The organism is Microtetraspora sp. NBRC 13810, assembly GCF_030268685.1.
Taxonomy (GTDB): Bacteria; Actinomycetota; Actinomycetes; order Streptosporangiales; family Streptosporangiaceae; genus BSRQ01.
The window spans coordinates 36,215-61,647 of sequence record NZ_BSRQ01000012.1 but is presented as its reverse complement, the minus strand read 5'-3'; the positions used below and the strand labels follow the sequence as shown (position 1 = coordinate 61,647).

20 protein-coding genes are annotated in these 25,433 nt (G+C 71.1%); 7 read left to right on the top strand and 13 right to left on the bottom strand.

Annotation, left to right across the window (positions count from 1 at the left end):
• Positions 1-2 precede the first annotated feature (2 nt).
• Complete coding sequence (locus QSK26_RS23505; RefSeq protein WP_285777397.1) at positions 3-692, bottom strand: hypothetical protein; 690 nt, start codon at positions 690-692, stop codon at positions 3-5.
• Positions 693-1,431: 739 nt separating this feature from the next.
• Between QSK26_RS23505 and QSK26_RS23500 the strand changes: the two genes are divergently transcribed.
• Complete coding sequence (locus tag QSK26_RS23500; protein WP_285777396.1) at positions 1,432-2,259, top strand: hypothetical protein; 828 nt, start codon at positions 1,432-1,434, stop codon at positions 2,257-2,259.
• Positions 2,260-2,459: 200 nt separating this feature from the next.
• Here QSK26_RS23500 and QSK26_RS23495 read toward each other — a convergent pair whose 3' ends face one another.
• The 8 genes from QSK26_RS23495 to QSK26_RS23460 form a co-directional block, all read right to left on the bottom strand.
• Positions 2,460-5,246, bottom strand: a complete 2,787-nt coding sequence (locus QSK26_RS23495; protein ID WP_285777395.1) for a DUF5682 family protein — start codon at positions 5,244-5,246, stop codon at positions 2,460-2,462.
• Positions 5,243-6,355, bottom strand: coding sequence for an ATP-binding protein (locus tag QSK26_RS23490; protein WP_285777394.1), 1,113 nt, complete (start codon positions 6,353-6,355; stop codon positions 5,243-5,245). Before QSK26_RS23490 ends, QSK26_RS23495 begins: the two co-directional genes overlap by 4 nt.
• A gap of 11 nt (positions 6,356-6,366) precedes the next feature.
• The gene (locus tag QSK26_RS23485; RefSeq protein WP_285777393.1) at positions 6,367-7,797 is read right to left on the bottom strand and encodes a vWA domain-containing protein; all 1,431 of its coding nucleotides are present in this window, start codon (positions 7,795-7,797) and stop codon (positions 6,367-6,369) included.
• A complete protein-coding gene (locus QSK26_RS23480; RefSeq protein ID WP_285777392.1) occupies positions 7,794-9,191 on the bottom strand; it encodes a hypothetical protein in 1,398 nt (465 codons plus the stop codon). Before QSK26_RS23480 ends, QSK26_RS23485 begins: the two co-directional genes overlap by 4 nt.
• Positions 9,191-9,694 carry a hypothetical protein gene (locus QSK26_RS23475; RefSeq protein ID WP_285777391.1) on the bottom strand — a complete coding sequence of 168 codons (504 nt, stop codon included), beginning with the start codon at positions 9,692-9,694 and terminating at the stop codon, positions 9,191-9,193. Before QSK26_RS23475 ends, QSK26_RS23480 begins: the two co-directional genes overlap by 1 nt.
• A 333-nt stretch (positions 9,695-10,027) precedes the next feature.
• On the bottom strand, positions 10,028-12,130 hold the full coding sequence (locus QSK26_RS23470; RefSeq protein ID WP_285777390.1) for a S9 family peptidase: 2,103 nt from the start codon (positions 12,128-12,130) through the stop codon (positions 10,028-10,030).
• A gap of 297 nt (positions 12,131-12,427) precedes the next feature.
• A complete protein-coding gene (locus QSK26_RS23465) occupies positions 12,428-13,636 on the bottom strand; it encodes an FAD-dependent oxidoreductase (RefSeq protein WP_285777389.1) in 1,209 nt (402 codons plus the stop codon).
• Positions 13,633-14,238: a PadR family transcriptional regulator gene (locus QSK26_RS23460; protein WP_285777388.1), complete on the bottom strand. Its 606-nt coding sequence runs from the start codon at positions 14,236-14,238 to the stop codon at positions 13,633-13,635. The genes QSK26_RS23465 and QSK26_RS23460 overlap by 4 nt, the downstream gene beginning before the upstream one ends.
• Positions 14,239-14,469: 231 nt before the next feature.
• On the opposite strand from QSK26_RS23460, the gene QSK26_RS23455 reads away from it, so the two are divergent.
• From QSK26_RS23455 to QSK26_RS23445, 3 genes are all read left to right on the top strand, one after another.
• Complete coding sequence (locus QSK26_RS23455) at positions 14,470-15,957, top strand: right-handed parallel beta-helix repeat-containing protein (protein WP_285777387.1); 1,488 nt, start codon at positions 14,470-14,472, stop codon at positions 15,955-15,957.
• Positions 15,958-15,988: 31 nt separating this feature from the next.
• Positions 15,989-16,990 (top strand): helix-turn-helix domain-containing protein, encoded by a 1,002-nt coding sequence (locus QSK26_RS23450; RefSeq protein WP_285777386.1) that lies wholly within the window; start codon positions 15,989-15,991, stop codon positions 16,988-16,990.
• Between the two features lie 72 nt (positions 16,991-17,062).
• Positions 17,063-17,608, top strand: a complete 546-nt coding sequence (locus QSK26_RS23445; protein ID WP_285777385.1) for a dihydrofolate reductase family protein — start codon at positions 17,063-17,065, stop codon at positions 17,606-17,608.
• Positions 17,609-17,744: 136 nt separating this feature from the next.
• Here the strand turns inward: QSK26_RS23445 and QSK26_RS23440 are convergent, their stop codons facing one another.
• A complete protein-coding gene (locus QSK26_RS23440; RefSeq protein ID WP_285777384.1) occupies positions 17,745-19,016 on the bottom strand; it encodes a DUF1266 domain-containing protein in 1,272 nt (423 codons plus the stop codon).
• Positions 19,017-19,086: 70 nt separating this feature from the next.
• A complete protein-coding gene (locus QSK26_RS23435; RefSeq protein ID WP_285777383.1) occupies positions 19,087-19,401 on the bottom strand; it encodes a DUF1330 domain-containing protein in 315 nt (104 codons plus the stop codon).
• 76 nt (positions 19,402-19,477) lie between these two features.
• On the opposite strand from QSK26_RS23435, the gene QSK26_RS23430 reads away from it, so the two are divergent.
• The gene (locus QSK26_RS23430) at positions 19,478-20,215 is read left to right on the top strand and encodes a TetR/AcrR family transcriptional regulator (protein WP_285777382.1); all 738 of its coding nucleotides are present in this window, start codon (positions 19,478-19,480) and stop codon (positions 20,213-20,215) included.
• A gap of 10 nt (positions 20,216-20,225) precedes the next feature.
• Here QSK26_RS23430 and QSK26_RS23425 read toward each other — a convergent pair whose 3' ends face one another.
• Positions 20,226-20,558, bottom strand: coding sequence for a cold-shock protein (locus QSK26_RS23425; RefSeq protein WP_285777381.1), 333 nt, complete (start codon positions 20,556-20,558; stop codon positions 20,226-20,228).
• Between the two features lie 361 nt (positions 20,559-20,919).
• On the opposite strand from QSK26_RS23425, the gene QSK26_RS23420 reads away from it, so the two are divergent.
• Positions 20,920-21,441, top strand: coding sequence for a ricin-type beta-trefoil lectin domain protein (locus QSK26_RS23420; protein WP_285777380.1), 522 nt, complete (start codon positions 20,920-20,922; stop codon positions 21,439-21,441).
• Between the two features lie 132 nt (positions 21,442-21,573).
• Here the strand turns inward: QSK26_RS23420 and QSK26_RS23415 are convergent, their stop codons facing one another.
• A complete protein-coding gene (locus QSK26_RS23415) occupies positions 21,574-22,035 on the bottom strand; it encodes a hypothetical protein (RefSeq protein WP_285777379.1) in 462 nt (153 codons plus the stop codon).
• A gap of 523 nt (positions 22,036-22,558) precedes the next feature.
• Between QSK26_RS23415 and QSK26_RS23410 the strand changes: the two genes are divergently transcribed.
• Positions 22,559-25,414, top strand: a complete 2,856-nt coding sequence (locus tag QSK26_RS23410) for an AfsR/SARP family transcriptional regulator (RefSeq protein ID WP_285777378.1) — start codon at positions 22,559-22,561, stop codon at positions 25,412-25,414.
• The last annotated feature ends 19 nt before the right edge of the window (positions 25,415-25,433 follow it).

Genomic DNA, 25,433 nt, shown 5'->3' with positions numbered 1-25,433 from the left:
GGTCAGGACAGCCAGGCCGGCAACCGGAGCAGGATCCCGGAGCAGGTGAGAAAGAGCGCGGCCAGCGCCACGAAGAACAGCGCGTCCTTGTTCCGTGCCAGGAAACCGGGGCGGCGCTCGGTCGGCACGTTGTAGATGCGCGTCCTGCCCACCAGCCGGCGGTCGAGGAAGCGGCGCGCCCGCCCGGCCACGAGCAGCGCGCCGACCAGCACCGCCGCCGGGAGCTGCCACCACACCAGGGCGCCGTGCGAGGCGATGTAGCCGACGCTCACCCCGGCCGCCGGGGCCGCGACCAGGCCCCGGCGGACCCACTGGTGGTCGATCGCGAACCGGGTGACCGCGCAGACCGACGACCGGCACACCCGCCGGATGCCGTCCGCGGCGACGCGGGCCGCGCCGTTCCCCGCGTCGAAACGCAGCTCGGCGCGCTCCTTGCTGAACTCCGCGGAGATGACCGGTCTGCCGCCGGCGTCGAGCGCGGTGACGCTGACGTACTCCAGCTCCTCGGCGGCCCTCCCGGCCAGCCCGCCGGCGAAGTCGTCCGGCGAGGTGACCATGTACCAGGCGCCGGCCGCGTCCCGGACCTTGCACCTCATGGCACCGAGCCCGGCGACGAGACGGGCGATCTCGGTGAGCTGGGCTTGACCGAGGTGCGCCGGGGCCAGGTCACGATAACGGGGATCCTCTTCCAACGAGATTCTTGTAATCGACATGGAATCCATGAATTCTTACGGGCCGTCCTTTTTACGGACGTCCGAGCGGAGGGAAGGATGTGCGCCGGCGGGAGGAAGAAGTTACGCCGGGTAGGACAGGAGTTCACCGTACCGGCCAATCGGCTTTCGCCGTTCTTAAGAATGCAATAGCGTACGTGCATCGGGCGACGTCGAGGGGGCGGAGAAATCCGCCCGGCGTGCAGACGGCGAGCCCGTGCATTATGCGCGATCCTTTCGGTTGTCCAGAGCCGGTGGGGTCGGGCGACGGGGACCGTCCCGAGATCTCGTCAAGGTTCTGTTGGCGCAGTCAAGACGAGGCCGAAAGGGCGGTCCCTGGCAAGGATTCGGCGAGCGGGTGGATCACTTTCCTGTCGAACGGCCATGCAAAGCACCTGATCGACCATGTCGCATTTTCCGGGCATGGTCTTTGTCGTGCTGATCGGCGATTACGGGTCCGGCCAAACAGCGTGTACTCAGGTGAAAGATAGCATCGCGAGCCGGGGCCCCGGCAAGATGCGCGGGATGTTGCGCCGGTTTGACGACGAGATTGCCACTCGACACATCTTCACTTATCCGGAAATATGCCCTGATAGCGGCGACACCACCCCCAGAGCCGGGGACAACAGGGACATCTGCCGCTTTGTTCAATGTGCGTGTCTTTCTTGTCCCAGGCGAAGTGGTCGGATAATTGTGGGTTATCTCGATCTTGGGGGCAAATATGAAAAAGACACAACTTCTGGTGTGGCCGCTGTCCGGCCTCGCCCTCCTCGGAGCGGGCCTCCCGAACGCCGACAACACCACGCCCGCGCCGGCGGGCGAGACGGCGACCGAAACGGCGACCGGAGTGGCGGACGAGGTGGGGGGCGAGGTGGCGGGCGCCCAGGACCACCCGGCGCGGGTCTACGCCGACAAGTGGGGCGTCATCGGCCGCAACACCATCGGCAGCCCGAGCGCCACCCTGCGCTTCGGCCCCTACGGCCGGAGGAACCCGGCCGCCTTCGCGGCCACCCAGCCGCCGCCCTTCGGCGTCGGCAGCCTGGGCATCATCGTCGGCAGCGGCACCGAGAAGATCAACTTCGGCAACGAGACGGACTTCGCCGGCCGCCGCCTCGCCCAGATCTTCACCCTGGGCTACTGGATCTTCGCGGGGCACAACTCGCTGGCCGGGGTCAGCCTGCCGGGCATCGCCCTGGAGGTCGACCCCAACGTGGGCCCCTCGGACTACGCGTCGCTGGTCTACCTGCCGGACGACGCCACGGCACCGTCGGCGCCGGCGACCGCCGCGCCCAACGTCTGGCAGCGGTACGCCGCGAGCGCCACCGGCAGCGCGTGGTACGCCACCGGGGTCACCGGCAGCACGATCGGCTGCACGCCGACCACGCCCTGCTCCTTCGCCACGCTCAAGAGCCTGCTGCCCAACGCCGTGATCAGCTTGAGCGTGGGCATCACCAAGGGCCGGGACAACGCCTTCATCGGCGCCGTGGACGGTCTCCAGATCAACCGGGAGATCTACGACTTCGAGCCGTTCGCCGTCTTCCGGAGGTAGCACTCGCCGGACGTCTGTCCACAGCCTGTGCACAACCGCGGCCTCCGACACGCGGCACTCTCAGCGGGACCCGCACAGCAGCGGACGGCACGACAATGACGGCCCGCGGCTCCACCGGAGCCGCGGGCCGCTCGTCACCCCGCCGATCGAAAGCGTCACCCCGGACCGGAAGAGTCACCCGAGCCGAGAGGCCGAGAGGGTCACCCCGCCAGGCCGAGGAGTTCGGCGACGGCGTCCGGCGTGCCCGGATGCCGGGCGAGCAGCGCGGCCGTCTCGCCATGACCGGCGGCGGAGTCCGCGGCGGGAGCGGCGACCTGCCACCCGGCGTCGCAGCCGAGCAACGCGGCCACGGCGTCGCAGGCCGCCGGATGCGCGGTCAGCAGCCCGGTCACCGGACCGGCCGCCACCGCGGCCACCGCGGGCGCCTTCGGCAGGGCCGGGGCCGACCACGGCGGCACCCAGGAGTCCACCGCGGCCAGCCCGGCGGGGAAAGTACGGCCCGCCTCACGGATGAGCACCGGCACCAGCTCGGGCGCCTGGTCGCGCAACGTGGTGATCAGCTTGGGCAGCCAGGGCAGCAGGACCGGGTCGGGCAGCCGGGCGAACGCCTTGGACATCGTCTCGACCACGAAGGCGGTCATCGCCGGGACCGGCTCCAGCGCCTGCACGAAGCCACCGATGTAGAGCGGGAACGACGGCACGACCAGCGGGTTGGCCAGCAACTCGTCGCACCGCGACCGCAGCTCGGCCATGGGCAGCAGGCCGAGCTGGGACTGCGCGGCCCACAGCAGCGCCACCTTGGCGGGCGCCTCCGGATGCGACTGCCGTACGGCGAGTTCGAGCTGCGTGTGGTCGCAGCCGAGGGCCAGCGCGAAGCTCTCCATGCTGAACAGGAACCCGAGCATCGCGGCCACCTGCCGCCCGCCGGTGTCCTCGTCCACGAACGCGGTCGGCAGCAGCGTGCAGTACTGCGCGTATCCGACCGTGACGAACGCCTCGCACCACGCGGGCAGCGCCGGCTCGGTGGCCCGGTAGTGCGCCAGCAGCCTGCGGATCCGGCGCAGCACCTCGGGCGCGTCGTCCACGGTGCGCTCGGCGGCCAGCAGTTCCACCGCCCGCGCCCCGAGCTCGTCGGCGACCCGCCGGCCGCCGAGGAACAGGATGGCGTCCTCCACCGCCCGGAGCGCGACCGCCGCCGTGGCCTGGGAGTCCCACACGGTACGCCGCAGGCGCTGCTCCAGCACCTGTTCGACGCTGACCCCCTCGTACCCCAGCTCGATGATCTCCCGCTGGTGCCGGCCGATCCACAGGTCCCAGCTCTCCTGGACGGACCGCTCGCCGAGCCGGCGCGACCCCATGATGGGCTTCAGCGCGCCCTCGGGCAGCAGGTAGTGCAGCATCCACAGCAGCCGCGAGCAGGGGACCAGCTCCGGCTGGGCGTCCAGGTTCAGCAGCGCGCGCTGCAACGTGCGCTTCGACAGGTCGAGCCCGAGCGGCTCCAGCCGGTCGAACACGTCGCGGGCCAGCGGCGGGAGTGCCTCGTAGCCGACCTGGCCGATCCGGTCCCCGCCGAGCAGGATCTCGCACAGCCGGCGCACGTCGCGGCGGCCGGGCACGGTGTCCTTCTCGATGCAGGTGACCGCGGCGTCCTGGAAGTCGTAGGGCGTGGGACGGCCCCGGTTACGCAGCCCGGCGAGCAGGATGGACGTCTCGAACACGGCGATGGCGTCGGCCGTGCTCGCCAGGTAGCCGTTGCGGCGGGCCAGCCGGACGATGTCCACACACCAGCCGAGCAGCTCGGCCTCGTCCAGCCCGTCCAGCGCGGGCGGCTTCGCCAGGAAGCCGGACAGCCGGTCGGTGACCTGCGCCTGCGCCACCGGCGTCAGCGCCCGCTTGCGCCTGCGTCCCTCTTTCTGCCGGTCCAGCTTGAAGGGCTGCACGCCGCCACGGGTCAGCGCCTTGTTCCAGGTCGCCGCCGCGATCGACACCGATCCCGAGGCCAGCCCGAACTGCGCCTCGATGGCCGACTGGCTGGACGGGATGAGCCCGTACTGCCAGCGGGTGGCCGTACGCGGGCTGATGTCGAACGGCGGGGCGTCCGAGGCCAGGCCGAACTGCTCGACCCGGCTGGCCGCGTGGAAGGCGCCGCACACGTACAGGCACTGGGCGGGGTCGGCGCCGGAGGCGGCGAGGTGCTCGCGCATCCGGGTCCACATGTACCGTTCGCGGTCCTCGTCCGACGCGGTGCGCTCGTCGCCCGCCGGGCGCAGCCGCCGGAAGAGGCTGCCGATCAGCACCATGACCTGGCGGTAGGTGTCGTAGTCGGCGCCGGAGAGCGGCTGCTCGACATACTGGTCCCACCACTCCGACCAGTGCCGGACCTTGCCGTGGTGCAGCAGGTGCGCCTCCAGCTCGGCGAAACGCGGGCGCAGGTCGCCGATCTCGACGCCCACCGCGTCACCGTGCAGGGCCGCCTCCTCCCGGTCCTCGGCGTCCTCCTCCGGCCGGGCCGGCTCCTCCTGCGGGAGCCACTGGAAGACGTGGTCGGAGGAGCGGTCCACCAGCACGATCTCGACATCGGGCGTGTCGAGGGCGTAGGCGATGGCCTGGTACTCCGCGGACGCCTCGGTGATCGGCGCGACCACGCTGAGCGGCCCCCACCCGGCGGGGAAGCCGTCCAGCTCGGAGCCGAACGCCTGCAACGCCACCGGGAGCCGGCAGTTGCGCAGCTCGTCCAGCAGCGGGCGCATGTCCTCGCACAGCTCCAGGTAGATGACCTTGGGCTGCTTCTCGCGCAGCCGGCGGGCCATGGCGAGCGCCGAGGCGGGCGAGTGGTGGCACACCGGGAAGATCTCAAGCTCCTCGCGCAGCGCCCGGTCCACGTCGTCGACCAGGCCCGCGAGGATGCCGGCGAGGTCGCTCGGGGCGTCCGCGAAGGTCTTCGCGGCGTCGAGCAACTGCCCGCGGAGCGCGCCGAAGGGGCTCATGACAGGGTGGCGATCGCCTGGCGGCCGCCTTCGAGGAAGTCCTGCCAGGGGCCGCCGTCCTTGGCGCGGGGCTCGATGACGCCGTGCCAGTACTTGTTCAGGATGGCGAGGTCCTCCGGGCTGCGCCGGGCCAGCGAGCCCACCAGCGAACCGGCGAGCGTCTCCGCCCGCAGGGTCCGGTCGCCGAAGAAGTGGCCGTGCAGGATGGCGTCCTCCAGCACGCCGATCTGCTCGGCCGTGGACAGCGCCGACTCCAGCCGCTCGTCGTCGCTGGTGGCCGAGGCCGCCGCGGCGCGCAGGTCGGCGAAGCTCTGCAGCAGGATGTCCAGCAGCGTGGGCGGCACGTCCAGCTCGATCCGGTGCCGGCGCAGCAGCTCCGTGGTGCGGAACCGGACGATCTCCGCCTCGCTGCGCTTGTTCGTCACCACCGGGATGCGGACGAAGTTGAACCGGCGCTTCAGGGCCGAGGAGAGGTCGTTCACGCCCCGGTCCCGGCTGTTGGCCGTGGCGATGATGGAGAATCCCGGCTGGGCGAACACGATGTTGTCGTCGTCCAGCTCCGGGATGGACACGTACTTCTCGGACAGGATGGAGATCAGGGCGTCCTGCACGTCGCTGGTGGACCGGGTCAGCTCCTCGAAGCGCCCGATCATGCCCTGCTCCATCGCGTTCATGATCGGCGAGGGGATCATCGACTCCCTGGACTGCCCCTTGGCGATCACCATGGAGACGTTCCACGAGTACTTGATGTGGTCCTCGGTGGTGCCCGCGGTGCCCTGGACGACCAGGGTCGAGTTGCGGCAGATGGCGGCGGAGAGCAGCTCGGCCAGCCAGCTCTTACCGGTGCCCGGGTCGCCGATCAGCAGCAGCCCCCGGTCCGACGCCAGGGTCACGATGCTGCGCTCGACGAAGGCGCGGTCGCCGAACCACTTCTGCGAGATCTCCCGGTCCAGCCCGTCGGACCGGTCGGAGCCGAGCACGAACAGCCGCACCATCCGGGGGCTCAGCCGCCACGAGAACGGCTTGGGGCCGTCGTCGACCGACTCCAGCCAGTCGAGCTCCTCGGCGTACTTCACCTCGGCGGGGGCACGCAGCATATCGTCGGTCATTCGCGGGTCTCCTAGGCGAGAAAACTCTTGAGCTCGAACACGAGTTTGCGGATGTGGCCGGACAGCACCGGCGTCCCCTGGTCCTTGAACCGCTGCCGGAACCACGGGTTCACACTCTGGTGACCGGAGCTGTTCACCGAGCCGACCGGGATGAACCGCGCGCCCGAGCGGTGCACGGCCGCCATGGAGTCGAACAGCTCCTGGGCGGACCACTCGTAGAAGTCGGAGATCCACACCACCACGGTGTTGCGCGGCTCGGCGATCTTCGGCCGGGCCAGGGCCATCGCCACCGTGCCGTTGGTGCCGCCGCCGAGGTTGGTGCGCAGCAGCACCTCGAACGGGTCGTGCACCCAGGGGGTCAGGTCGACCGCCCTGGTGTCGTAGGCGATGAGGTGCACGTCCACCTTGGGCAGCCCGGCGAAGATCGAGGCCAGGATGGTGCAGTTCACCATCGAGTCCACCATCGAGCCCGACTGGTCCACGACCACGATCATCCGGGCCGGCGTGGTGCGGCGGGCCGTGTGCCGGTAGTACAGCCGGTCCACGTACAGCCGCTGGTCCTCGGGGCTCCAGTTGGTGAGGTTCTTCCAGATCGTGCGTTCGACGTCGAGGTTGCGGAACACCCGCTTCGGCGGCACCGACCGGTCGATCGTGCCCACGCTGGTCTTCTCGACCTGGGTGCGGAGCACCTGGGCCACCTCTTCGACGAACCTGCGGATCAGCGCCTTGGCGTTGGCCAGCGCGACGCCGGACAGGTTGGACTTGTCGCGCAGCAGTTGCTCGATGAGCGACATGCTCGGCGTCAACTGCCTGGCCAGCGCCGGATCGGCCAGCACCTCACGCAGCCGCATCCGCCGTACCAGGTCGCCTTCGAGCCCGGCCAGCACCTTCGCCAGCTCGGCGTCACCGGGGCCGTACCCGCCGTCGCCGGGGTGGGAGCCCGGCAGCGATCCCGGCTGGGAGCCCGGTTCGGAGCCCGGCTGGGAACCGGGCTGGGAACCGGGTTGGGCACCCGGGAGGCCGCACGCCTGGCGGAACCAGGCGGCGTCCTGCTGCCAGCGGGCGAGCTGGGTGGCGGTCACGTCGCCGGTCCCGGTGGAGAACACGTTGAGCAGCAGCTTCGAGACCAGCGCCGCCCGGCGGACCTCCGCCTCGCCGGCGCCGCCGGCCTCGGCCCGCTCGGGGTCCTCGTCCCGCGCCATCAGCCCGCGCAGTTCGTCGCCGAGTTCGGGGAAGCGCTGGACCAGGGTGTCCACCGACACGGTGGGGTCGAGCAGCGCGGGCGGCAGCCCGATGTCACCGACGATGGCCGTGCTGGACGCCTCCAGCGCCGGCTGCTCCTCGGGGTCGAAGAGCCGGGCCAGCAGCCGCCAGTAGAGCACCTGCCGCCGGTTCTCGTGCACGCCGCCGGCCGGGCCCGCGGGGGTGGGGGTGTCGTTCATCGCCGCAGCAGCCGTCCCGCCCGCTCACGCAGTACGGCGACCGCGTCACCGGCCCTGGCCTCGGCCTTGACCGCCTTGGGATCGGTGGGGCCGAGGGCCCAGTCGCCGTTGTGCGCCTCGACCGGCTTGCGTTTGACGGTCGCCTGGACGGCGAGGGGTTGCAGCAGCCACCGCCCGGCGTCCCAGCGGACCAGGCCGACGCACGCGGTGGAGGCGGCCACCAGCTCGGGCGTGAGCGGGCCGCAGGCCGGGAGGCGGTCCACGTCCACGGCGAGCGTGCCGCCGCCCAGGTCGAGGGTGATCCCGTGGTCCGTGACGGTCTTGTACCCCTCCACCAGGACGGGTTCGGCGATGCGCACGGGGTGGCGGTCCAGCGGCGGCGCGGCGGGGGCGAGCGCGCCGGCGAGCAGCACCCGGGCGGTGGCGAACGGGTCGGCCGGCTCGCCTGGGCGGGCGCGGCCGTCGTGCCACACGAGGTCGCCGCCGTGCAGCAGGAGCATGTCGTTGATCTCCAGGGAGCGCCGCTCGGCCAGCGCGCCGAGCAGCACGGGGAACGCGCCCAGCAGCCGCCACACGGCGGGGCCGACGATCGTGTCCACCTTGGCGGCGGCGACGCCGGCCCGCACCAGCAGGGCGGGTCCACCGCGGGCGGGTTCCAGGATGCCGTGCACCTGGATCTGCACCGCCGTGCCGTGCTCGTGCACGTCCGCGCCGAGGATCAGCAGCCGCCCGGACACCGATCTTCCTGAGGCCGCGGGCAGGCCGCCGGGCCGCGCCAGCAGCAGGGCGCGCGTCCACAGGTCGGCCCAGCGCCGGGCGGGCAGCCGGTCCATGGTCGCCACCGGGCAGGAGGCGCGCAGTTCGGCCGCGAGGCCGTCGAGCAGCACGGCCGGCCGGCGCAGCGCGGGCTCGGCGAGCAGCGCCTCGATGACCTGGGCGGCGGAGGAGACGAGGTCGTGGTCCACGCCGCGCCATCCGGTGATGGCCAGTTCGTGCAGCCAGGAGCGGCAGCCGCTGAGCAGGTTGTCCGGCACCGGCGCCGGCGCGGGGGCCGCGTCCCAGGTCTCCCTGGTCCGGCCGAGCGCGGTGTCCAGGCGGGCGAGCAGGTCGTCGTGCACCGCGCCGAGCAGCGCGGCCCGCCCGCCGGCCAGCACGGTCAGGTGCTCCTCCGCGACCGATCCGGCGGCGAGTTTGCCGGCCGCCTCGCCTGCCCTGGGGCCGAGCGGGGTGCCGGCGAGCGCCCCGGCCAGCGCGGTCAGCGCGAGCGCGCGTTCCTCGCCGAGCCGGGCGAAGCCGTGCACGAGGGCGTCGTCGAAGCCCGCCACCAGGTCGAGCGCCTCCGCTGCCCCGGGCGCGTCCCCTTCGAGCAGTTCGGCGAGCTGTACGGCCAGCATCAGCGCACCGCCCCGGTGGCCGGGAACCAGTGCAGTTCGGCGATCGGCTCGGCGGACGGGGGCAGTTCGAGGTAGGCCAGGTGGCGCAGGAAGCGGCTGAACACCATGGCGGCCGGGGTGGGCGCGAGCGAGCCGTTCAGGCGGCTCACCAGCGCGGCGCCGGACGCCGTGTCCTCGTCGATGTCGACCCGCAGGTAGCGGGCGACCCGGTGCACGCCGTATTGCAGCACGGCCTCGTCCACCAGCGCCCGGAGGTGCTTGCACGGCGATCCGTGCAACCCGCCGCACGGCCGGTTGTTGTTCGTGCTGCAACTGAATCCGTGGGTCCCGGCGCCGATGGACGAGACGTACACCCGCTCGATGTCGGAACCGCTGGACACGACGCCCTGCAGCCGCCCGTCGGCCAATTCCACGAATGGCACCTTGGCCAGTTTGCGCGGCTGTACGGGGGACACGACCCGTGTCACACTGCTCCGCTCCCACGCGGCTCGTTCCGCGTTCACGACCCTCGCCCTCCAGCCGGTCACGGCTCAACGAAAAACGCCTGCCGTACGGCGGCACGGCCGATCAATGAATCGGTAATTTACCGCATCCCGGACGCGCCAGTGATCATTGCTTCGCTGTTTTCTATGACATTTTGCGACTAATCAGATTTGTCGGTGGGGTCTGTCACTATGTGCGCCGGGACGGCTAAAAGCTAACGAATTCGGTCAATCGGTGAGGCCGAGTTCGTGGGAGGCTCGTTCGCCCCGCCCGGTGGCCGGGCGGAAGGTTACGCCATGCTGCTCATCGGCACCTCCGCACCCGCCCACCTGGCGTCGCGGCCGCCGTACGGGTCAGCGCGGCGGGGTGCGGGGGAGGCCCAGGGCGCGGCGCAGGAAGTCGAGCTGGTGGACGAGGAGGTTCTCCGCGACGGCTTCGTCCGAGGGGAGGTGGCTGGCGCGGGGCAGCGGCAGCACCTCGTGCGGGCGGCCCGCGGCCAGCAGCGCGGCGGAGAAGCGCAGCGTGTGCGCGGCCACCACGTTGTCGTCGGCGAGCCCGTGCACCAGCAGCAGCGGACGGCTGAGCGAGGCCGCCTCGTTGATCGGCGAGGAACGGTCGTACGCCTCCGGGTGCTCGCCGGGGTGGCCGAGGTGCCGCTCCCGCCAGTGCGTGTCGTACAGCCGCTGGTCGGTGACCGGGGCGCCGGCGACGGCGGCGTGGAAGACGTCCGGACGGCGGAGCACCGCGAGCGCGGCGAGGAACCCGCCGAACGACCAGCCGCGAATCCCCACCCGGGAGAGATCCAGCACCGGACGCAGCCTGGCGGCCTCCCGCAACCCCTCCACCTGGTCCGCGAGCACCGGCCCGGCAAAATCGAGGTGGATCGTCCGCTCCCACGCCGGCCCGCGACCCGGCGTGCCGCGCCCGTCCACCGCCAGCACGGCGAACCCCTGCTCGGCGAACCACTGCGAGACATACGTGAACCACGCCTGCTCGGCGGTCACCTTGCGCATCGCCGGCCCGCCGTAGGGGTCCATCAGCACCGGCAGCGGCCCGTCGCCCGGCGTGTGCCACGAGGGCAGGAACAGCGCGGCCCGCAGCTCCCGCTCGCCGAGCCGCAGCATCTCCATCCGGAGCTCCACCACCGGCCGCTCGGCGCGGGACACGACCTCCACGGCCGGGGAGCCCGCGTGCCGCACGGTGGTGCGGCTGCCGGGGCGGTCGAGGGTGCGGGACACCAGCACGGTGGTGCCGGCCCGGCGGGTGCCGGTGTGCACGCCGGGTTCGTCGCTGAGCCGGCGGAGCCCGGTGGCGGGGTCGTAGGCCCACAGGTGGATCTCCGTCGGCTCGTCGGACGCGGTGAACAGCACCGTCTCGCCGTCCACCGCGAGGACGGCGCCGAGCTGGAGGCCCGGCGGGGTGACCGGCTCCCCGCCGGCGAGCAGCCGCCGGGTGTCGTCCAGGTCGGCACTGGTCAGCAGGACGCCCGCCGGGGTGCGCGCGGGCAGGCCGGGGACGAGTTCCACCCAGGCGTCGTCGCGCTGCTCCGCGAGCACGGCGGTGGCGCCGGTGGCGGCGTCGATGCCGAGGACGCGCAGGTGCCGCTGGCTTCGGTCCTGCACGGCGGCGTAGGGGCCGTGGGCATCCCAACCGGCCGAGGTGAGGTACTCGAACGCGCCGCTGTCCCAGTCCACCGCCGTGAGCCCGCCGTCCACGCCGGCGATCCACAGGCTGACGTCGGCGTTGGCCGTGCCGGCGGCGGGGTAGCGGAAGGCGACCGGCGGCCGGGTGGGGTCGGCCGGATCGGCGATGTACCAGCGTGCCACCGGGGCGTTGTCCACCCGGGCGACCAGCAGCCGGTTCCCGTCCGGCGCCCACCAGTAGCCGCGGTGGCGACCCATCGACTCGGCCGCGACGTGCTCGGGGAGCCCGAAGCCCACCTCCGGCCCGTCCGGCACGGCGACCGCCCGGTCCCCGCTCCCGTCGGCCGCCACGACCCGCAGCGCGCCGCCGCCGACGTAGGCGATCCACCGCCCGGTGGGATCGGGCCGGGGGTCGATCACCGGCCCGGCGACCGGTAGCACGCGCACCGTCCCGTCGGCCGGCCGTACCGTCCACAGCCGCCCGGAGAGCGCGAAGGCCAGCAGCTCGCAGGCGTCGTCCGCGGCGTAGGCGACGATGCCGGAGGACAGCTCGCGGGCGCGTTCCCGCCGGGTGCGCTCCTCGGCCGACAGCTCCTCGGCCGCCCCCGCCAGCAGCGCCGCCGGGTCCACGAGCAACCGCTCCTTCCCGCTCACCCGGTCCAGCACCCACAGGCAGGAGACCGGATCGTCCCCCGCCCCACTGCGCAGGAAGAAGACCGTCCGGCCGTCGGGGGACACGGTGAACCCGCCGGGGGAGCCGAGGGTCAGCCGCCGGGTCCGGGAGAACTGGCGGGGAAGTGAGGGCGTGGACATGCTGCTCCTTGGTTCGGGGATACCTGGACACACGAAAGACCGCTACCCGGGCCTCGGGCAACGGTTTTTGCTTCTGGACTCACACGCCTGCGCGGGCGGACGACACCGCGCACGGCATCCGCAGGGCCGGAACGGCCGACGAAGAAGGACTGCGGTGACCGCATTCTACCGCGAGTCCGGGCGATGACCGCACCCCGCGGACGTCCCCGGCCACCGTCGCCCCGCCCGGAGCGGGCGGCGCACGGCGAGGCCCCGCAGCCGGGGTGGCCGGTCTACGGGGCCCTGGGTACGACGGGGTCAGGCCCGGACGGCCTCCTCCCAGTCGATGTGGTAGTCGTACTGCCGCATCATGAAGCTGCTGTTCGCGGTCAGCTTCATGATGATGGGGGTGAAGGCGTCCCGGATGGCCGAGCCGATCGGGCCGGGGGCCTTGTTGTTGTTGATGCTGTTCGCGACCTTGATGATGGCCTCGACGCGCGGGCGGCGAAGCTTCTCGAACGTGCCGAACGCCTGACGGGGGTCGGCCAGGTCGCGCAGGCACTTGGCGAGCACCACGCCGTCCTCGATGGACAGCGAGGCGCCCTGCCCGGACGTGGGGGTCGGGGCGTGCGCGGCGTCCCCGATGATGACCATGCGGTTGCTGTGCCAGGTCCGCAGGTTGGGCACGGACCTGGTCGGCGTGGCCCGCAGGGCCTCGGGGTCGCGGGTCGCCTTGATGAGCTGGACGGCGGGCCCGGTGTCGTGCTGGAAGAAGCCGACCAGCCGGCGCTGCCACTCCAGGCCGTCGATCGCCTCCAGCTCGCCCTTCTTGGGCTCGACCGGGCGCGGAAGGCTGGCGTACCACCACACCTCGCGGCTGGGCAGGACCGCGTAGCCGAAGAAGGCGCGCTTGCCGAACATCATGCTGTAGCTGCACGACTCGGTGTCCACCGGAACCCCGCTGGTGTAGCCGCCCAGGTTGATCAGGCCGGTGTACTTGGGCGGCGGCGCCGACGGGTCGATCAGGTTGCGGACCGTGGAGTCGATGCCGTCGGCGCCGATGAGCACGTCGCCGGTGGCCTCGGTGCCGTCGGCGAACACCGCGCGCACGCCGTCGGCGGTCTCCTTGGCGTCGACCAGGCGCTTGCCGCGCTCGATCTGGATGCCGCGGGAGATGGCCTCGTCCTGGATGATCCGGTAGAGGTCGGAACGCCGGACGGTCTGGCTGGTCGTGCCGTCGGGCAGCGCGGCCCCGGTGTTGGTGCCGCCGAGGTTCTTGCCGCCGCTGTTGCGCAGGGTGATCTTGGGGGTGGGGAATCCGGCGGCCACGACGCCCTCGTCCGAGCCGATCGTGCGCAGCGCGTCGATGCCGTTGGTCGCGACCGTCAGGAACACGCCGACGTCGTCGGCGGGGTTCGGGTACGCCTCGTAGACCACCGACTCGATGCCGGCCTTCTGCAAGGCCATCGCGGCAGCAGGACCGGCGACACCGCCGCCGATGACCAGTGCTTTCCTGATCGCCGTCATTTCTGGCTCCCTAAAGTCTCCTGCCATGCCCGGATGTAGGCAGGCCGCTTGAGTGACTCGACGAGTCCGGCTACGAGGTGGCGTTCGGCTTCGAGCAGCGCGAGCTCGTACTCGTCGTCGATCAGGAACACCCACAGGACGCCCTCGGCCCTGGCGCTCTGCATGGTCTCCCGGATCCGCCCGGCCGAGGCGGTGATCCGCGCCAGCCGTTCGGTGAGCAGCTCGACCGCCTCGGCCGGGGCGAGCACGCTCAGCAGGGACAGGGCGAGCCCGAACTGCGGATACTCGCTGCGCGGCTGGGCCACCAGCTCGCACAGCCAGTCGTGCAGCTCGCGCCTGCCCTCGTCGGTGAGTGCGTAGACGGTGCGCTCGGGCCGCAGCGTGTCCCGCACGGTCTCCCGCATGGCGATGAAGCCTGCCTTGGTCAGCTGCTCGGCCACCATGTACAGCGAGCTTCGGTTGTATTTGATGTTCCGGTCACTGCCATGAGCCTTCAGCCTCCGCCCGATCTCGTACGGATGCATCGGCTCCACCATGAGCTCGGCCAGCACCGCCAAGGCCAGCGGGTTGGCGACCTTGCGCTGCCACACCCTTGTCCTCATCTTCGCCACCCTCGTCTATTCAGCATAGACTAGTTAGGTCTCATTAGACAATACCAACTATACGAAGCTGGCCAAGGGCCGATCGGGCGCCGGGCCGCGGACGCGCAGAAGGCTCCGTTCTAACCAGCGGCGCTCGTAACCGCCTCAAGCCGCCGGGACCGCCGCTCCAGCGACTGTCAAGCGTGGCCGCCTACCGTCTCCTCGCATGCCGGTCGAAAGGGAGTGATCCGCATGGGGCTACAGGAAGCCGTTCGATCCAGCGCCTCGGCGCGGCCCGGGTCGCCCACCGGCAGGCGGTACTACGTCAACTCCGAGTCCGGCGACGATTCGGCCACCGGCACCGCGCCCGACACCGCCTGGCGGACCCTCGACCAGGTCAACGCGACCGTCTTCCAGCCGGGCGACTCCCTGCTCCTCCGCAGGGGATCCGCCTGGCACGGCGTCCTGCGGCCCCAGGGCTCGGGTACGGCCGGCGACCCGATCGTCGTCGGCGCCTACGGCACCGGAGCCCGCCCGGTGATCAACGGGGGCGGCGCACGCGCGGGCGTGTTCCTGCGCAACGTGCAGGGCTGGGAGATCCGCGACCTGGAGGTCACCAACATCGGCGAGGCCGACGGCACCACGCGCACGGGCGTCTACGTGCTGCTGGAGGACTACGGCGTCGGCGCGCACTACGTGGTCGACGACGTGCACGTGCACGACGTGGTCGGCTGCGACGCGATGAAACCGGAGCTGGACAACAGCGGCGGCATCGTGTTCAAGGCGGCCGGCTCGGACGTGCCCACCGGCTTCGACGGGATCCAGGTCTCGAACTCCACCGTGTCCGGCGTCGACAACGTCGGCATCGGCACCCTGTCCCAGTGGAACCGTCGCGACCTGTACCCGGCCGGCTCGAACACCTTCGTCCCGATGACCAACGTGCGCGTCTTCCGTAACCGGCTGAGCGACCTGGGCGGAGACGGCATCCTGCTACAGAACGGCATCGACGCGGTGGCGGAGCACAACAGGGTCGACGGGTTCGGGCTCCGCACGAACGAGTCCCGGGCCGGGATCCTCGCCTTCAACTCCGACCGCCCGATCGTGCAGTTCAACGAGATATCCGGCGGCGTCGCCTCCCCGCCGTCCTTCGCCCTCAGCGTGGACGCGGGCAACGCCCACCTCGTCTACCAGTACAACTACAGCCACGACAACGACGGCCCGTTCATGCTCTTCTGCGCGCTCACCGGGTCGCACGCCGACGGGGCCACCGTCAGGTACAACGTCAGCGAGAACGACAGGGACCTGCTGCTGGGCACGTTCGAGATCCCGGTCGTCGCCAACGGCTGCGACAACGCGATCACGAACGTGCGGTTCTACAACAACGTGATCTACAGTCCGGCGGCCAGGGCGCTGATCGGCAGCCGTGGCGACCACACGCCCATCGAGTTCACCAACAACATCTTCGTCGGCCGCCCGGAGGGCTCGACGATCAACGACGCCGTGGGCGTCTACGACCACAACCTCTACCACAACGTCCCGGTGCCGCCCGGCCACACGAACCCGCTGGTGGCCGACCCGTGCTTCACCGACCCCGGGACCGGCGTCCTCGGCTACCGCCTCCGCCACGACTCCCCGGCCGTCGCCGCGGGCGTCCCCATCCCCGGCGACGGCGGCCGCGACCTCCACGGCGCCCCCATCCCCGCCCCCCCGAACCTCGGCGCCCACCAAGCACCGTCCTAGGGGATGTCCCGCACGGGCACGGCCTTTGATCGTGGTCAAGGAAGAGGTCGTCCCCGGCCGGCACCGCCGCTACTGCGACCTCACCGGCCACGGCCGCAAGGCGCTCGCCGAGGAGACCGCCCGCCTCTCATCGAACACAAGATCGTGTTTCCATGCCCTGAGCGAACTCCTGAGCAGTTCGGCGGTCCGAGCCGTTAGATTGGGATACGCCCTGCCGCCCTGGTCGCCGATCCACGCCGTCGGGGCGCTGACGTCGCCGGACTTCCCGCGGGTGCCCCCGCCGCCGGACGCCGACGGGCGAGGGGGAAGCCGGATGGGCCTGGAGGTCGAGAGTCGATCGTCCGACTCTCCGTACATCGAGCGGGTGTGGCGGAGCAGCAGCCACGGCGTCAACCGGATGACATCGATCGCGACTCCGCACTGGGAGCTGGTCTTCTGGGAGCATCGCGGTCAGGTCAACGTCGCCTTCCACGGGCCGGAGTCGAGGGCGACGCCGGCTCCCGTTCCCGACGACGCCAGGTTCTTCGGGATCAGCTTCTCGCTCGGCACCTCGATGCCGCATCTGCGGATCGACCGGCTCGTCGACGGCTCCGCGGAGATTCCCGGCGCGACGCGCAGATCGTTCTGGCTGAAGGGTTCCACCTGGCGCCTGCCCGGCTACGACGACGCCGAGGCGTTCGTCGGGCGGCTGGTGCGGGAGGACGTCCTGGCGTGCGACCCGATCGTCGCCGCGGTGCTTCGCGGCGCGCCGGCGGACGTGTCCGACCGCACCCTCCAGCGGCGCTTCGTCGCGGCGACCGGGCTCACCCGGGGCGCCATCAGGCAGATCGGTCGTGCCAGGCAGGCGGCGGACCTGATCAGGGACGGCGTGCCGGCCCATGACGTGATCGACCGGCTCGGATACTTCGACCAGCCGCACCTGGCGCGGTCGCTGAGCCGCTACATCGGACGAACCGCCACGCAACTGGGCGATCGGGATCCGGCGGAGCCGCTGTCGCTTCTGTACAAGACCCCGGCGCCCGTTTCCGTCTAACCTCCCAGTCGCGGCCTCCGACCAGGCATCTGACGGGACCGCCAACCACTTCCGCGACAAAGGAGCAGACCCATGGCCAAGATCGTTGCCAACTTCTTCATCTCCCTGGACGGCGTGGTCGAGTCGCCGGACCAGTGGCACTTCCCGTACTGGAGCGACGAGATGGGCGCCGTGGTCGAGGCGGGCATGCAGAGCGCCGGGGCGATGCTGATGGGCCGCAAACTGTACGACGAGTGGTCCGCTTACTGGACGACCACGGACATCGACCAGGACGCCGCCAAGGCCCTCAACAGCGTCCGCAAGTACGTCGTGTCGAACACCCTGGAGAAGGCGGACTGGAACAACACCACCGTCGTCTCCGGTGACGTCGCGGCCAGGCTGCGCGACCTCAAGGAGCAGGTGGCAGGCGACATCCAGATGTCCGGCTCCGCGACGACGGTCCGGTGGCTGCTGGCCAACGGGCTGCTCGACGAGCTCAACCTGCTCGTCCACCCGATCGCCGTCGGCCACGGCCGGCGCCTGTTCGAGGACACTCCGACCCACCCGCTCAAGCTGGTCAAGTCCGAAACCTTCCAGACCGGCGTCCTCAACCTCACCTACGTTCCGGACGCCGGCTGACCGGAGCCCGTGGAGCACCCCCCTGGAGCACCACAAGGCGGACGGCGGGCACGGCCGGGACTCTCGCGCGAGAAGGCGGTCCTGGTCGCGGCCGTCCGTGCGGCCGGCGGATCGGGCGGGACCGCCGGGTCCGGCGTCACGGTCTGGTGAAGGGGATGTTGAGCCAGGGACTGTCCGGGTCCGTCATCAGGATTCTGTGCGCGGCGAGCATCTCCCCGTACCAGTCGCCGAACTCCTCCTCGTCGAAGTGGAGACAGCGTCCCAGCACGTAGGCGGCCGAGAACTCCGCCCAGGAGCGGTAGCTCATCCGGCTCAGCCGCCCGGCACGCACGACCGCCCGTTCGGCCTCCGCCAGGTCGCAGTAGCGGGCGCCGAGTCCCCAGCGGGCCATCTTCGAGGCGCGCCCGTAGTCCCACGCCTCCACCGAGCGGACGAAGGCGTTCCCGGCGAGCAGCCCGTCCGCGCGGAACCGCGCCTCATACCGTGATATGCGCCCGATGAGTCGTTGCGCCCCGGCGACCTGGGCCTCGATCCCGACATCGCCGCGGGAGGTCGTGCCGGTGCCCCCGCCGCCGATCTCCTGCTCGGCGCGGTGCCGTATGGCGAGCGAGGTCACGTGCCGCCAGTGGCCGACCTCGACCACCCCACCGAAGTCACGGGCCAGGGTGCTGCGTATCCCCAGCACGAACGCCCACACCGGGCTGCTCATCTCCGCGTCGAGCAGGGGGGCCATCGCGCCCTGCCACTCTTCCCGGCTGCTGATCCCCCACCACTCCCGAAGGCGTCGCCGCTCGTGCCGGTAGCCGGTGCCGTGCCAGCCCATCGCGTTCCAGAGGGACGCGTTGTTCACGTTGAGCAGCGCCCCGCAGGCCAGGCCGTGCGCGACCGGGCCGTGCAGCGGGCCGCCGCTCCGCAACGTGCGCAGCCGATGGCGCGAAGGGTGGGCCACCCGGCCGGCGTGCCAGCGCCAGGTCTCCCGATGGGCGGCCGTCGCGGGGAAGAACCCTGCGCAGGGAGTGCCGGGATTGACGGCCAGCCACTTGTCGTCCTGCGGCCAGTCGTCGGCGAGGTGGCCCAGGCTGACGGTGAAATAGACCGGGTCGGGCACGGGCGCGGGAAGCATCCCGTCGGTGAAGAACGCGAGACTCTTGGCGACGTGCCGGGAGTCCCAGTACGCGGGGCGGTACTGGACCCGGTCGGGATTGGAGTCGGCCCAGGCCCGCGACATCGGGTGATACAGGTCAGCGCCGGCGAGGATGTCGAAGTAGGCGATCCAGTCGCCGCGCGTCCCGGCCTCGTACAGACCCTGTTCGATGTCGGAGGGCGCCTGCCACGAGGGGGCGCCTCCGCCGGGAGGTGTACCCGGTCGCGCGACGGGATCAGGACCCGGGCCATGCCACATCCCCATGCCCCCGTACCTTACAACCGTCCCCGCAGCCCTCCTCCGCGCTGGACGACCGGCCTCCCTGCGGTCCTTCCTAGGCCGGGAGGGTGAACCCCTCGGGGGGAGAGCCCTCGGCGAACATCATCCGCACCCGGGCCGCGCCCTCCCGCATCTCCCTGGCCCGCCGGTACTCGGGGGAGTCGTACCACTCGTGGATCCGGTCCATGTCGGGGAACTCGATGACCAGGAACCGGGAGAAGTCCCAGGTGCCCTCGACGGGCTCGGGGGCGGGACCCGCCACCAGGTAACGGCCGCCGTGGCTGAGGACGGACGGCTGCGCCACGGCGGCGTAGGCCAGGCTGGCCTCCTCGTCGAGCACGTCGACTCCGACGATGACGTAAGCGGGCATGTTTCACTGCTCCCTTTGGACACGGCGTGTACTTTTGTCACGGCGAACACTAACGCACTCCTGTACCCTGCTCAACGTGAGCGAGGATGTGGACGAGCGCGACGGGGCCGTGATGAGCCGCCGGGAGCGGCTGCGGCTGGAGACGACCCGGGAGATCAAGGCCATCGCGCTGCGGCAGATGGCCGATGGGGGGCCGGGGGCGATCTCGCTGCGCGGCATCGCCCGCGAGATGCGGATGACCCCACGCGCGATCTACAGCTACTTCCCCACCCGCGACGACCTGATCACGGCACTGACCAGCGGGATCGCCGCCTCACTCGCGGAGGCGGTGGAGAATGCCGGCACCGCCGTGCCGGACGACGACCCCGGCGGCAGGCTGATCGCCTGGGGTCAGGCCCTGCGGGAATGGGCCCTGGCTCACCCGGAAAGCTTCCGGCTCTTCTACGGCCACCCCATCCCCGGCTACCAGCCCCCCGAGGACGGGCCGGTGGAACGGACGGCACGCCGGGTGTGCCGCGACCTCACCCGCCTGGTGGCCGCCGCCTGGCCCCACGTCCGGCACCACCAACCCGCGGACACCTCCTGGTCCGACCTGCACCCGGACTACGTCGCGAAGATCCAGGCGGACCTCCCGGACGTACCACCCGCCGCGGCCGCGCTCGCGCTACGCGTCTGGGGCCGCATGCACGGCCTGGTCGCCCTGGAGATCGACGGCCACATCCACCCCGTCGCCACCAACCCGGCCGCGCTCCACCGCGCCGAAATGCTCGACCTGGTCAGATCACTGGGCCTGGCCGGGACGGACAGGCCCTGAACCCGGGCGGTCAGGGTTCCTGGTCGTATTCGACGCGCAGTTCGCTCGTGTAGGCGGCCTGGTCGTCAAGCGGCTCCTCCTCCGCGGCGGGCTCGACCAGGACCTCGCCGCGGGACACGTGGATCGCGCGGAAGTCGTAACCGCTCTGCGGGACTCGCTCCCACGAGAAGGCGACCCGCTCCCCGGGGGTCAGAGAACGGAAGGAACCCGGCGGTTCGACTATGGACGAGAAGTGGGCGAAGACCTCACCCGGAATCTCGGGAGACCGGAGGAGACCCCATCCCTCATCGTCGATCCACCACACGACCTCGCCGCGTGTGGTCCCGGACGTCAGGTCGGTCATCACGCACTCTTTCCAGGTATCCGCCATGCGTGGCAGCCTTCGGACGCTCCCACGCATGGCGTCTTGTGGACTATTCGTCGTACTGGACGTCCACGCCGGGCTCTCGAACGAGTCCGGATACGCATATGGACATCCACGACCGGTCAGAAGTGACATGAGAAGCCGCCGGCCCGCCTCCGGGGACGGCCGCACGGAGCCGCGCTGTCCGGTCGCACCCCTCCGCGGCGACCCCGAGGTCGTACGCGCAGCCCTCGCCCGGTCTCGACGGGGGGTAGCTGAATGTAAACAAAAAGTAATGGTTCAATCACTCTCAGTTACGAGATGGTGCTCAGGTTCTGATCAACTCTTCTCAGGAGGCACCATGCTTGCTCGTCATCTGCTGGCCGGCACCGTCGCCGTCGCCGCCGCGAGCGCGATCACGGCGCTGCCCGCCGCGGCCGACGCTCCCCGCACCGCCCTCGCCGGACCTCCCGTGTGCGTCGACGCCACCAACTCGCGCGCCAACGGCTCCCAGATCCACCTGTGGCAGTGCGTGGACCAGCACCCGAACCAGACGTTCGTGTTCGACGGCGGCCACATCAAGGTCCAGGACACCGTCGGCGGCCGGGAGGTGTGCCTGGACGCCACCAACTCCCGCGCCAACGGCTCCCGGGTCCACCTGTGGCAGTGCGTGAACCAGCACCCCAACCAGGTCTGGGTCGTCAGGAAGGGCGAGATCGTCGTCAAGGACACCATCGCCTCCGGCAACCCCGTGTGCCTGGACGCCACCAACTCCCGCGCCAACGGCTCCCAGATCCACCTGTGGCAGTGCGTGAACCAGCACCCGAACCAGACGTTCGTGATCGACCGCGGTCACATCAAGGTCCAGGACACCCTGGCCTGACCCCCGGCCACCCCGGATGCGCAAAGGCCCGGAGCCGGCTCATCGCCGGCGCCGGGCCCGTGGCGCCGGCGAAATCCTGGCTTCCCTCGTCCCGGCGTGCGATGACCTCCGTCCAGGCGAGCGCATGAACGGCTAGGAACTGGGGCACGCGGTCCTCGGAAGCGTCACACTTCCGATCTGATGGGTGGGGAAGCCGATCTTCTTACGCCCCTGGGTGCCGGCGTTGACTTCGATACAGGAAACCAGCTCGTCATAGTGGGTGCGAATGACGATGCGCCGCTTCTGGTTGCAGTGGTTGTTGAAGTAGAAGGTGGTGCTCGCGATGCCGTCTCCATAGGAGATGTTGAACTTGCTGCCACTGGGGGACACGCAGCTGGCACTCTTGCGGTGGACCGCCAGAGGCGCGACGGCGATCGGCTCGGACTGCTCGGTCGCCGCACCCCCGACAGCTGCGTACTGGGTGCCGGCCGGTCCGGTGAAGGCGACAGCGCTCGCCGTCCCTGCCGACGCCGGCGCCTGTATCGCCAGTGCCACCAACAGAGCGGATGCCACTCCGGCGGAAGTTCCGAAAACGCGGGACATTACCTTGCCCATACTGCTCCCTCTTTCTGGTACGGCACTCGCCGTCCGATCAGCGCATTTCTCCGTTTCGCACGGCGGCCCTTTCTTTGATCGTGCCTTCGAGCGTTGAAATCGTGCTGAAGTCGCGGTGAAACGCGTGGCGGACAACGCCGGGACGCCTGCTCGGCGTCGCGGGTCCATCGCCCCGGCCGACCGGGGTTTGATGTGATGTCCGTCACTACCTTGCGCATGGGGTCACGATCCGGCCCTCGCGCCTGTCGTGGCCGTTGACATGCGGTGCCGTTGGATGCCCGTCGGCCGCACGAGTGGTCCGCCCCGGCCGATGACCGGCCGCTGGGATGACTGTCCCTTGCGGGCCGTGCGACGCTTAGCGCAAAGGCCCCAATGATCACCTGGTCGCACCTATAGGGGAAGGGCTGAGCGGTGACCTCATCCGGGCGTACCGCGGGACAGTGCCCACGGACGACCTCAGGAACCGGCCTGGACCTCGTTCGACCGGGTCGGGGGTTCGTCCTCATCTACTCGGGGAGTCATCGTGATCGACGGTATCGCCGGCCGTACCGAAGGCGAGGTCGAGTTCCGGCTGCTGGGGCCGGTCGGGGTGTGGGCGGGCGGTGACCTGCTCGGACCGGCCGTCCCGCAACAGCGCGCGGTGCTGGCGCTGTTGCTGCTCAATGTGCGGCGACAGGTGTCGGTGGATGGATTCGTCCATGCGATCTGGGGGGAGTCGCCGCCCGCGTGGGCGCGCAACGCGCTGAGCGGTTACGTGTCGCGGCTGCGGCGGGTGCTGGCGGGGGTGCCGCAGGTGGAGTTGGTGACGGCGCGTCCCGGCTACCGGCTGGACCTTGACCCGATGCGGGTGGACATCTACCGGTTTCGCGACCTGGTGAGCCGAGCGCGAAGCCAGGACGCCGCCACGGCCGGCGACCTGTTCCGGCAGGCGCTGTCGTTATGGCGGGGGCCCGCGCTGGCGGACGTGACGGGTCACTGGCTGGCGACCGAGGCGGCGGTGCTGGAGGAGGAGCGGGTGGCCGCGCTGGAGGAGCGCATCGCGATCGACGTGCGGGCCGGGCGGCACCGGGAGACGCTCAGCGAACTGTCGACGTTGGTGAACGCGCATCCGTTGCGCGAGCGGCCGATGGCGCTGTTGATGAGGGCGTTGTGGCAGGACGGCAGGCAGGGGGCGGCTTTGCAGGTCTTCCGCGATGCCAGGAGCAGGCTCGTGGCGGAGTTGGGCATCGAGCCCGGCGAAGAGCTCCAGGGGCTTCACCAGCGGATCCTTGAGGGGGAACCGGCCGACACGGCGACGCTGCCGACGGCGGCGGAGCCGTCGCCGATCCCGGCCGAGCTGCCCGCCGACGTGGCGTCCTTCGCCGGCCGCGCGGCCGAGACGCGCCTGCTCACGACCGCCCTGTCCGGTGGCGGCCCGCCGGACGGCGTGATGCGGATCTGCCAGATCAGCGGGATCGGCGGAGTCGGCAAGTCCACGCTGGCCGTTCACGTGGCCCGCACGGTCGTCGATCAGTTCCCTGACGGGCAGTTGTACGTGAACCTGCACGGCGCGACCCCCGATGTGAAACCCACCCGGCCCGAGGACGCGCTCGGCCGATTCCTGCGCTCGCTCGGCGTGGCCGCCGCCGCGGTTCCGGGGCAGGTGGAGGAGGCCGCGGTGAGGTTCCGGTCGCTGACCGAAGGCCGGCGGATGCTCATCGTCCTCGACAACGCCTACGACGCCGCCCAGGTACGGCCGTTGCTCCCCGGCAGCCCCACCTGCGCGGTGCTGATCACGAGCCGCAGGATGCTCACTTCGTTCGACGACGCCGTGCACCTGTCCCTCGACGTGCTGCCGGTGACCGACGGGCTCGCGCTGCTGAGCAGGGCGGCGGGTACGGCGAGAATCGCCGCGGAACCAGCCGCCGCCGCCGAACTGGTCCGGCTGTGCGGCGGCCTGCCGCTCGCGTTACGCCTGGTCTCGGCCCGCCTGATCGCCCGGCCGGCCATGGCGGTCTCGATGCTGGCTACCCGGCTCGCCACCGCGCGGCGGCGGCTGGACGAGCTGCACGCCGACGACCGTGCCGTACGGGCGAGCTTCCAGGGCGGCTATCAGGACCTGCACGGCGACGTGACGGGTACGGCCGCGGCGAGGACCTTCCGGTTGCTGGGCCTGCTGGACGGTCCGGACATCAGCGTCCCCGTGGCTGCCGCGTTGTCCGGCACCTCGGACGAGCGGACGCGGCTGCTGCTGGAGCACCTGGTGGACGCTCAGCTGGTGGACAACCACGCGCCCGACCGGTACCGCCTGCACGACCTGCTGCGCCTGTTCGCACGAGAGCGCGCCGAGGAGGAGGAAACGCCTCACGCGCGGGAGCATGCCGTCACGCGCGCCCTGCACTGCTACCTGGCGACCACACGGACCGCGCTCGCGCTGCTGAACCAGACGAGCACGTGGCGGACCGGCATCGGCCCGCAGCGGCTCACCCATCCGGGCATCCCACTGCGGGAAGTCGAGGACCTGCATGCCTGGCTCGACTCCGAAGAGGAGAACCTGCTCGCCGCCGTCGGCCTGGCCGCCGGCACGCCCGCCGCCGAACTGGCCGTCGCCCTGGCCGCGAGCCTCGCCATGCTGTTGTACGAGCGGGGGCACTGGCCCGACCAGTTGCGCCTCGCCGAGCTGGCCCTGCGCGCCGCCGAACAGACCGGGGACCTCGGCCTGCAGGCCCGGATGCTCAGCGACCTGGGGTGGGCCCACGCCCTGATGGGGCAGAACGCCGACGCCGTCACGCAGCTGCGCCGTTCGCTGGCGGCCTACCAGCGGCTGGGCAACCGGCGGCACGAGGCGGCGGTGCTGGACAACCTGGGGATCGTCCATCGCGCCCTGGGCCGCCTGGACGACGCGGCGGAGCTGCACCGGCGCGCGCTGCACATCAACCGTGAGATCGGCGATCAATGGGGACAGGCGTCGAGCTTGAGCCACCTCGGGCTGGTCTACCAGCACGACGGGCGGTTCGACGAGGCCATCGACCTCCACCACCAGGCCATGGAGATCGTCGAGGAAGTGGGCAGCCAGATCGACCGCGTCTCCGTCCTCGTGCACCTGGCCGAGGCGCACCGACTGGCCGCGCAACCCCTGCGGGCCGTGGAACGCTACCGTCAGGCGCAGAAGATCCATCGCGATGTCGGCCGCCCGGACGGCTACCGGCAGGCCGAGCTGTACTGGGGACTCGGTCTCGCCCTGCACGACGCCGGCGACGCGGCAGAAGCCCGGCAGGCCTGGCACAGATCCAGCACCATCCTGCACCGTCTCGGCCTGATCAGCGTCGAGGAGACGCAGGCGATCCACACCAGCCCGGCACCGCCCGCCACCCCCCAGCCGATCCGGCGGCAACTCTGAGACGACCACCGGGGACCGG

Bases quoted from the DNA above. Each gene is read 5' to 3' on its own strand.
- QSK26_RS23500 (WP_285777396.1), top strand. From the start codon at position 1,432: ATGAAAAAGACACAACTTCTGGTGTGGCCGCTGTCCGGCCTCGCCCTC.
- QSK26_RS23495 (WP_285777395.1), bottom strand. From the start codon at position 5,246: ATGAGCCCCTTCGGCGCGCTCCGCGGGCAGTTGCTCGACGCCGCGAAG.
- QSK26_RS23490 (WP_285777394.1), bottom strand. From the start codon at position 6,355: ATGACCGACGATATGCTGCGTGCCCCCGCCGAGGTGAAGTACGCCGAG.
- QSK26_RS23485 (WP_285777393.1), bottom strand. From the start codon at position 7,797: ATGAACGACACCCCCACCCCCGCGGGCCCGGCCGGCGGCGTGCACGAG.
- QSK26_RS23480 (WP_285777392.1), bottom strand. From the start codon at position 9,191: ATGCTGGCCGTACAGCTCGCCGAACTGCTCGAAGGGGACGCGCCCGGG.
- QSK26_RS23470 (WP_285777390.1), bottom strand. From the start codon at position 12,130: ATGTCCACGCCCTCACTTCCCCGCCAGTTCTCCCGGACCCGGCGGCTG.
- QSK26_RS23465 (WP_285777389.1), bottom strand. From the start codon at position 13,636: ATGACGGCGATCAGGAAAGCACTGGTCATCGGCGGCGGTGTCGCCGGT.
- QSK26_RS23460 (WP_285777388.1), bottom strand. From the start codon at position 14,238: ATGAGGACAAGGGTGTGGCAGCGCAAGGTCGCCAACCCGCTGGCCTTG.
- QSK26_RS23455 (WP_285777387.1), top strand. From the start codon at position 14,470: ATGGGGCTACAGGAAGCCGTTCGATCCAGCGCCTCGGCGCGGCCCGGG.
- QSK26_RS23445 (WP_285777385.1), top strand. From the start codon at position 17,063: ATGGCCAAGATCGTTGCCAACTTCTTCATCTCCCTGGACGGCGTGGTC.
- QSK26_RS23440 (WP_285777384.1), bottom strand. From the start codon at position 19,016: ATGGGGATGTGGCATGGCCCGGGTCCTGATCCCGTCGCGCGACCGGGT.
- QSK26_RS23435 (WP_285777383.1), bottom strand. From the start codon at position 19,401: ATGCCCGCTTACGTCATCGTCGGAGTCGACGTGCTCGACGAGGAGGCC.
- QSK26_RS23425 (WP_285777381.1), bottom strand. From the start codon at position 20,558: ATGACCGACCTGACGTCCGGGACCACACGCGGCGAGGTCGTGTGGTGG.
- QSK26_RS23420 (WP_285777380.1), top strand. From the start codon at position 20,920: ATGCTTGCTCGTCATCTGCTGGCCGGCACCGTCGCCGTCGCCGCCGCG.
- QSK26_RS23415 (WP_285777379.1), bottom strand. From the start codon at position 22,035: ATGGGCAAGGTAATGTCCCGCGTTTTCGGAACTTCCGCCGGAGTGGCA.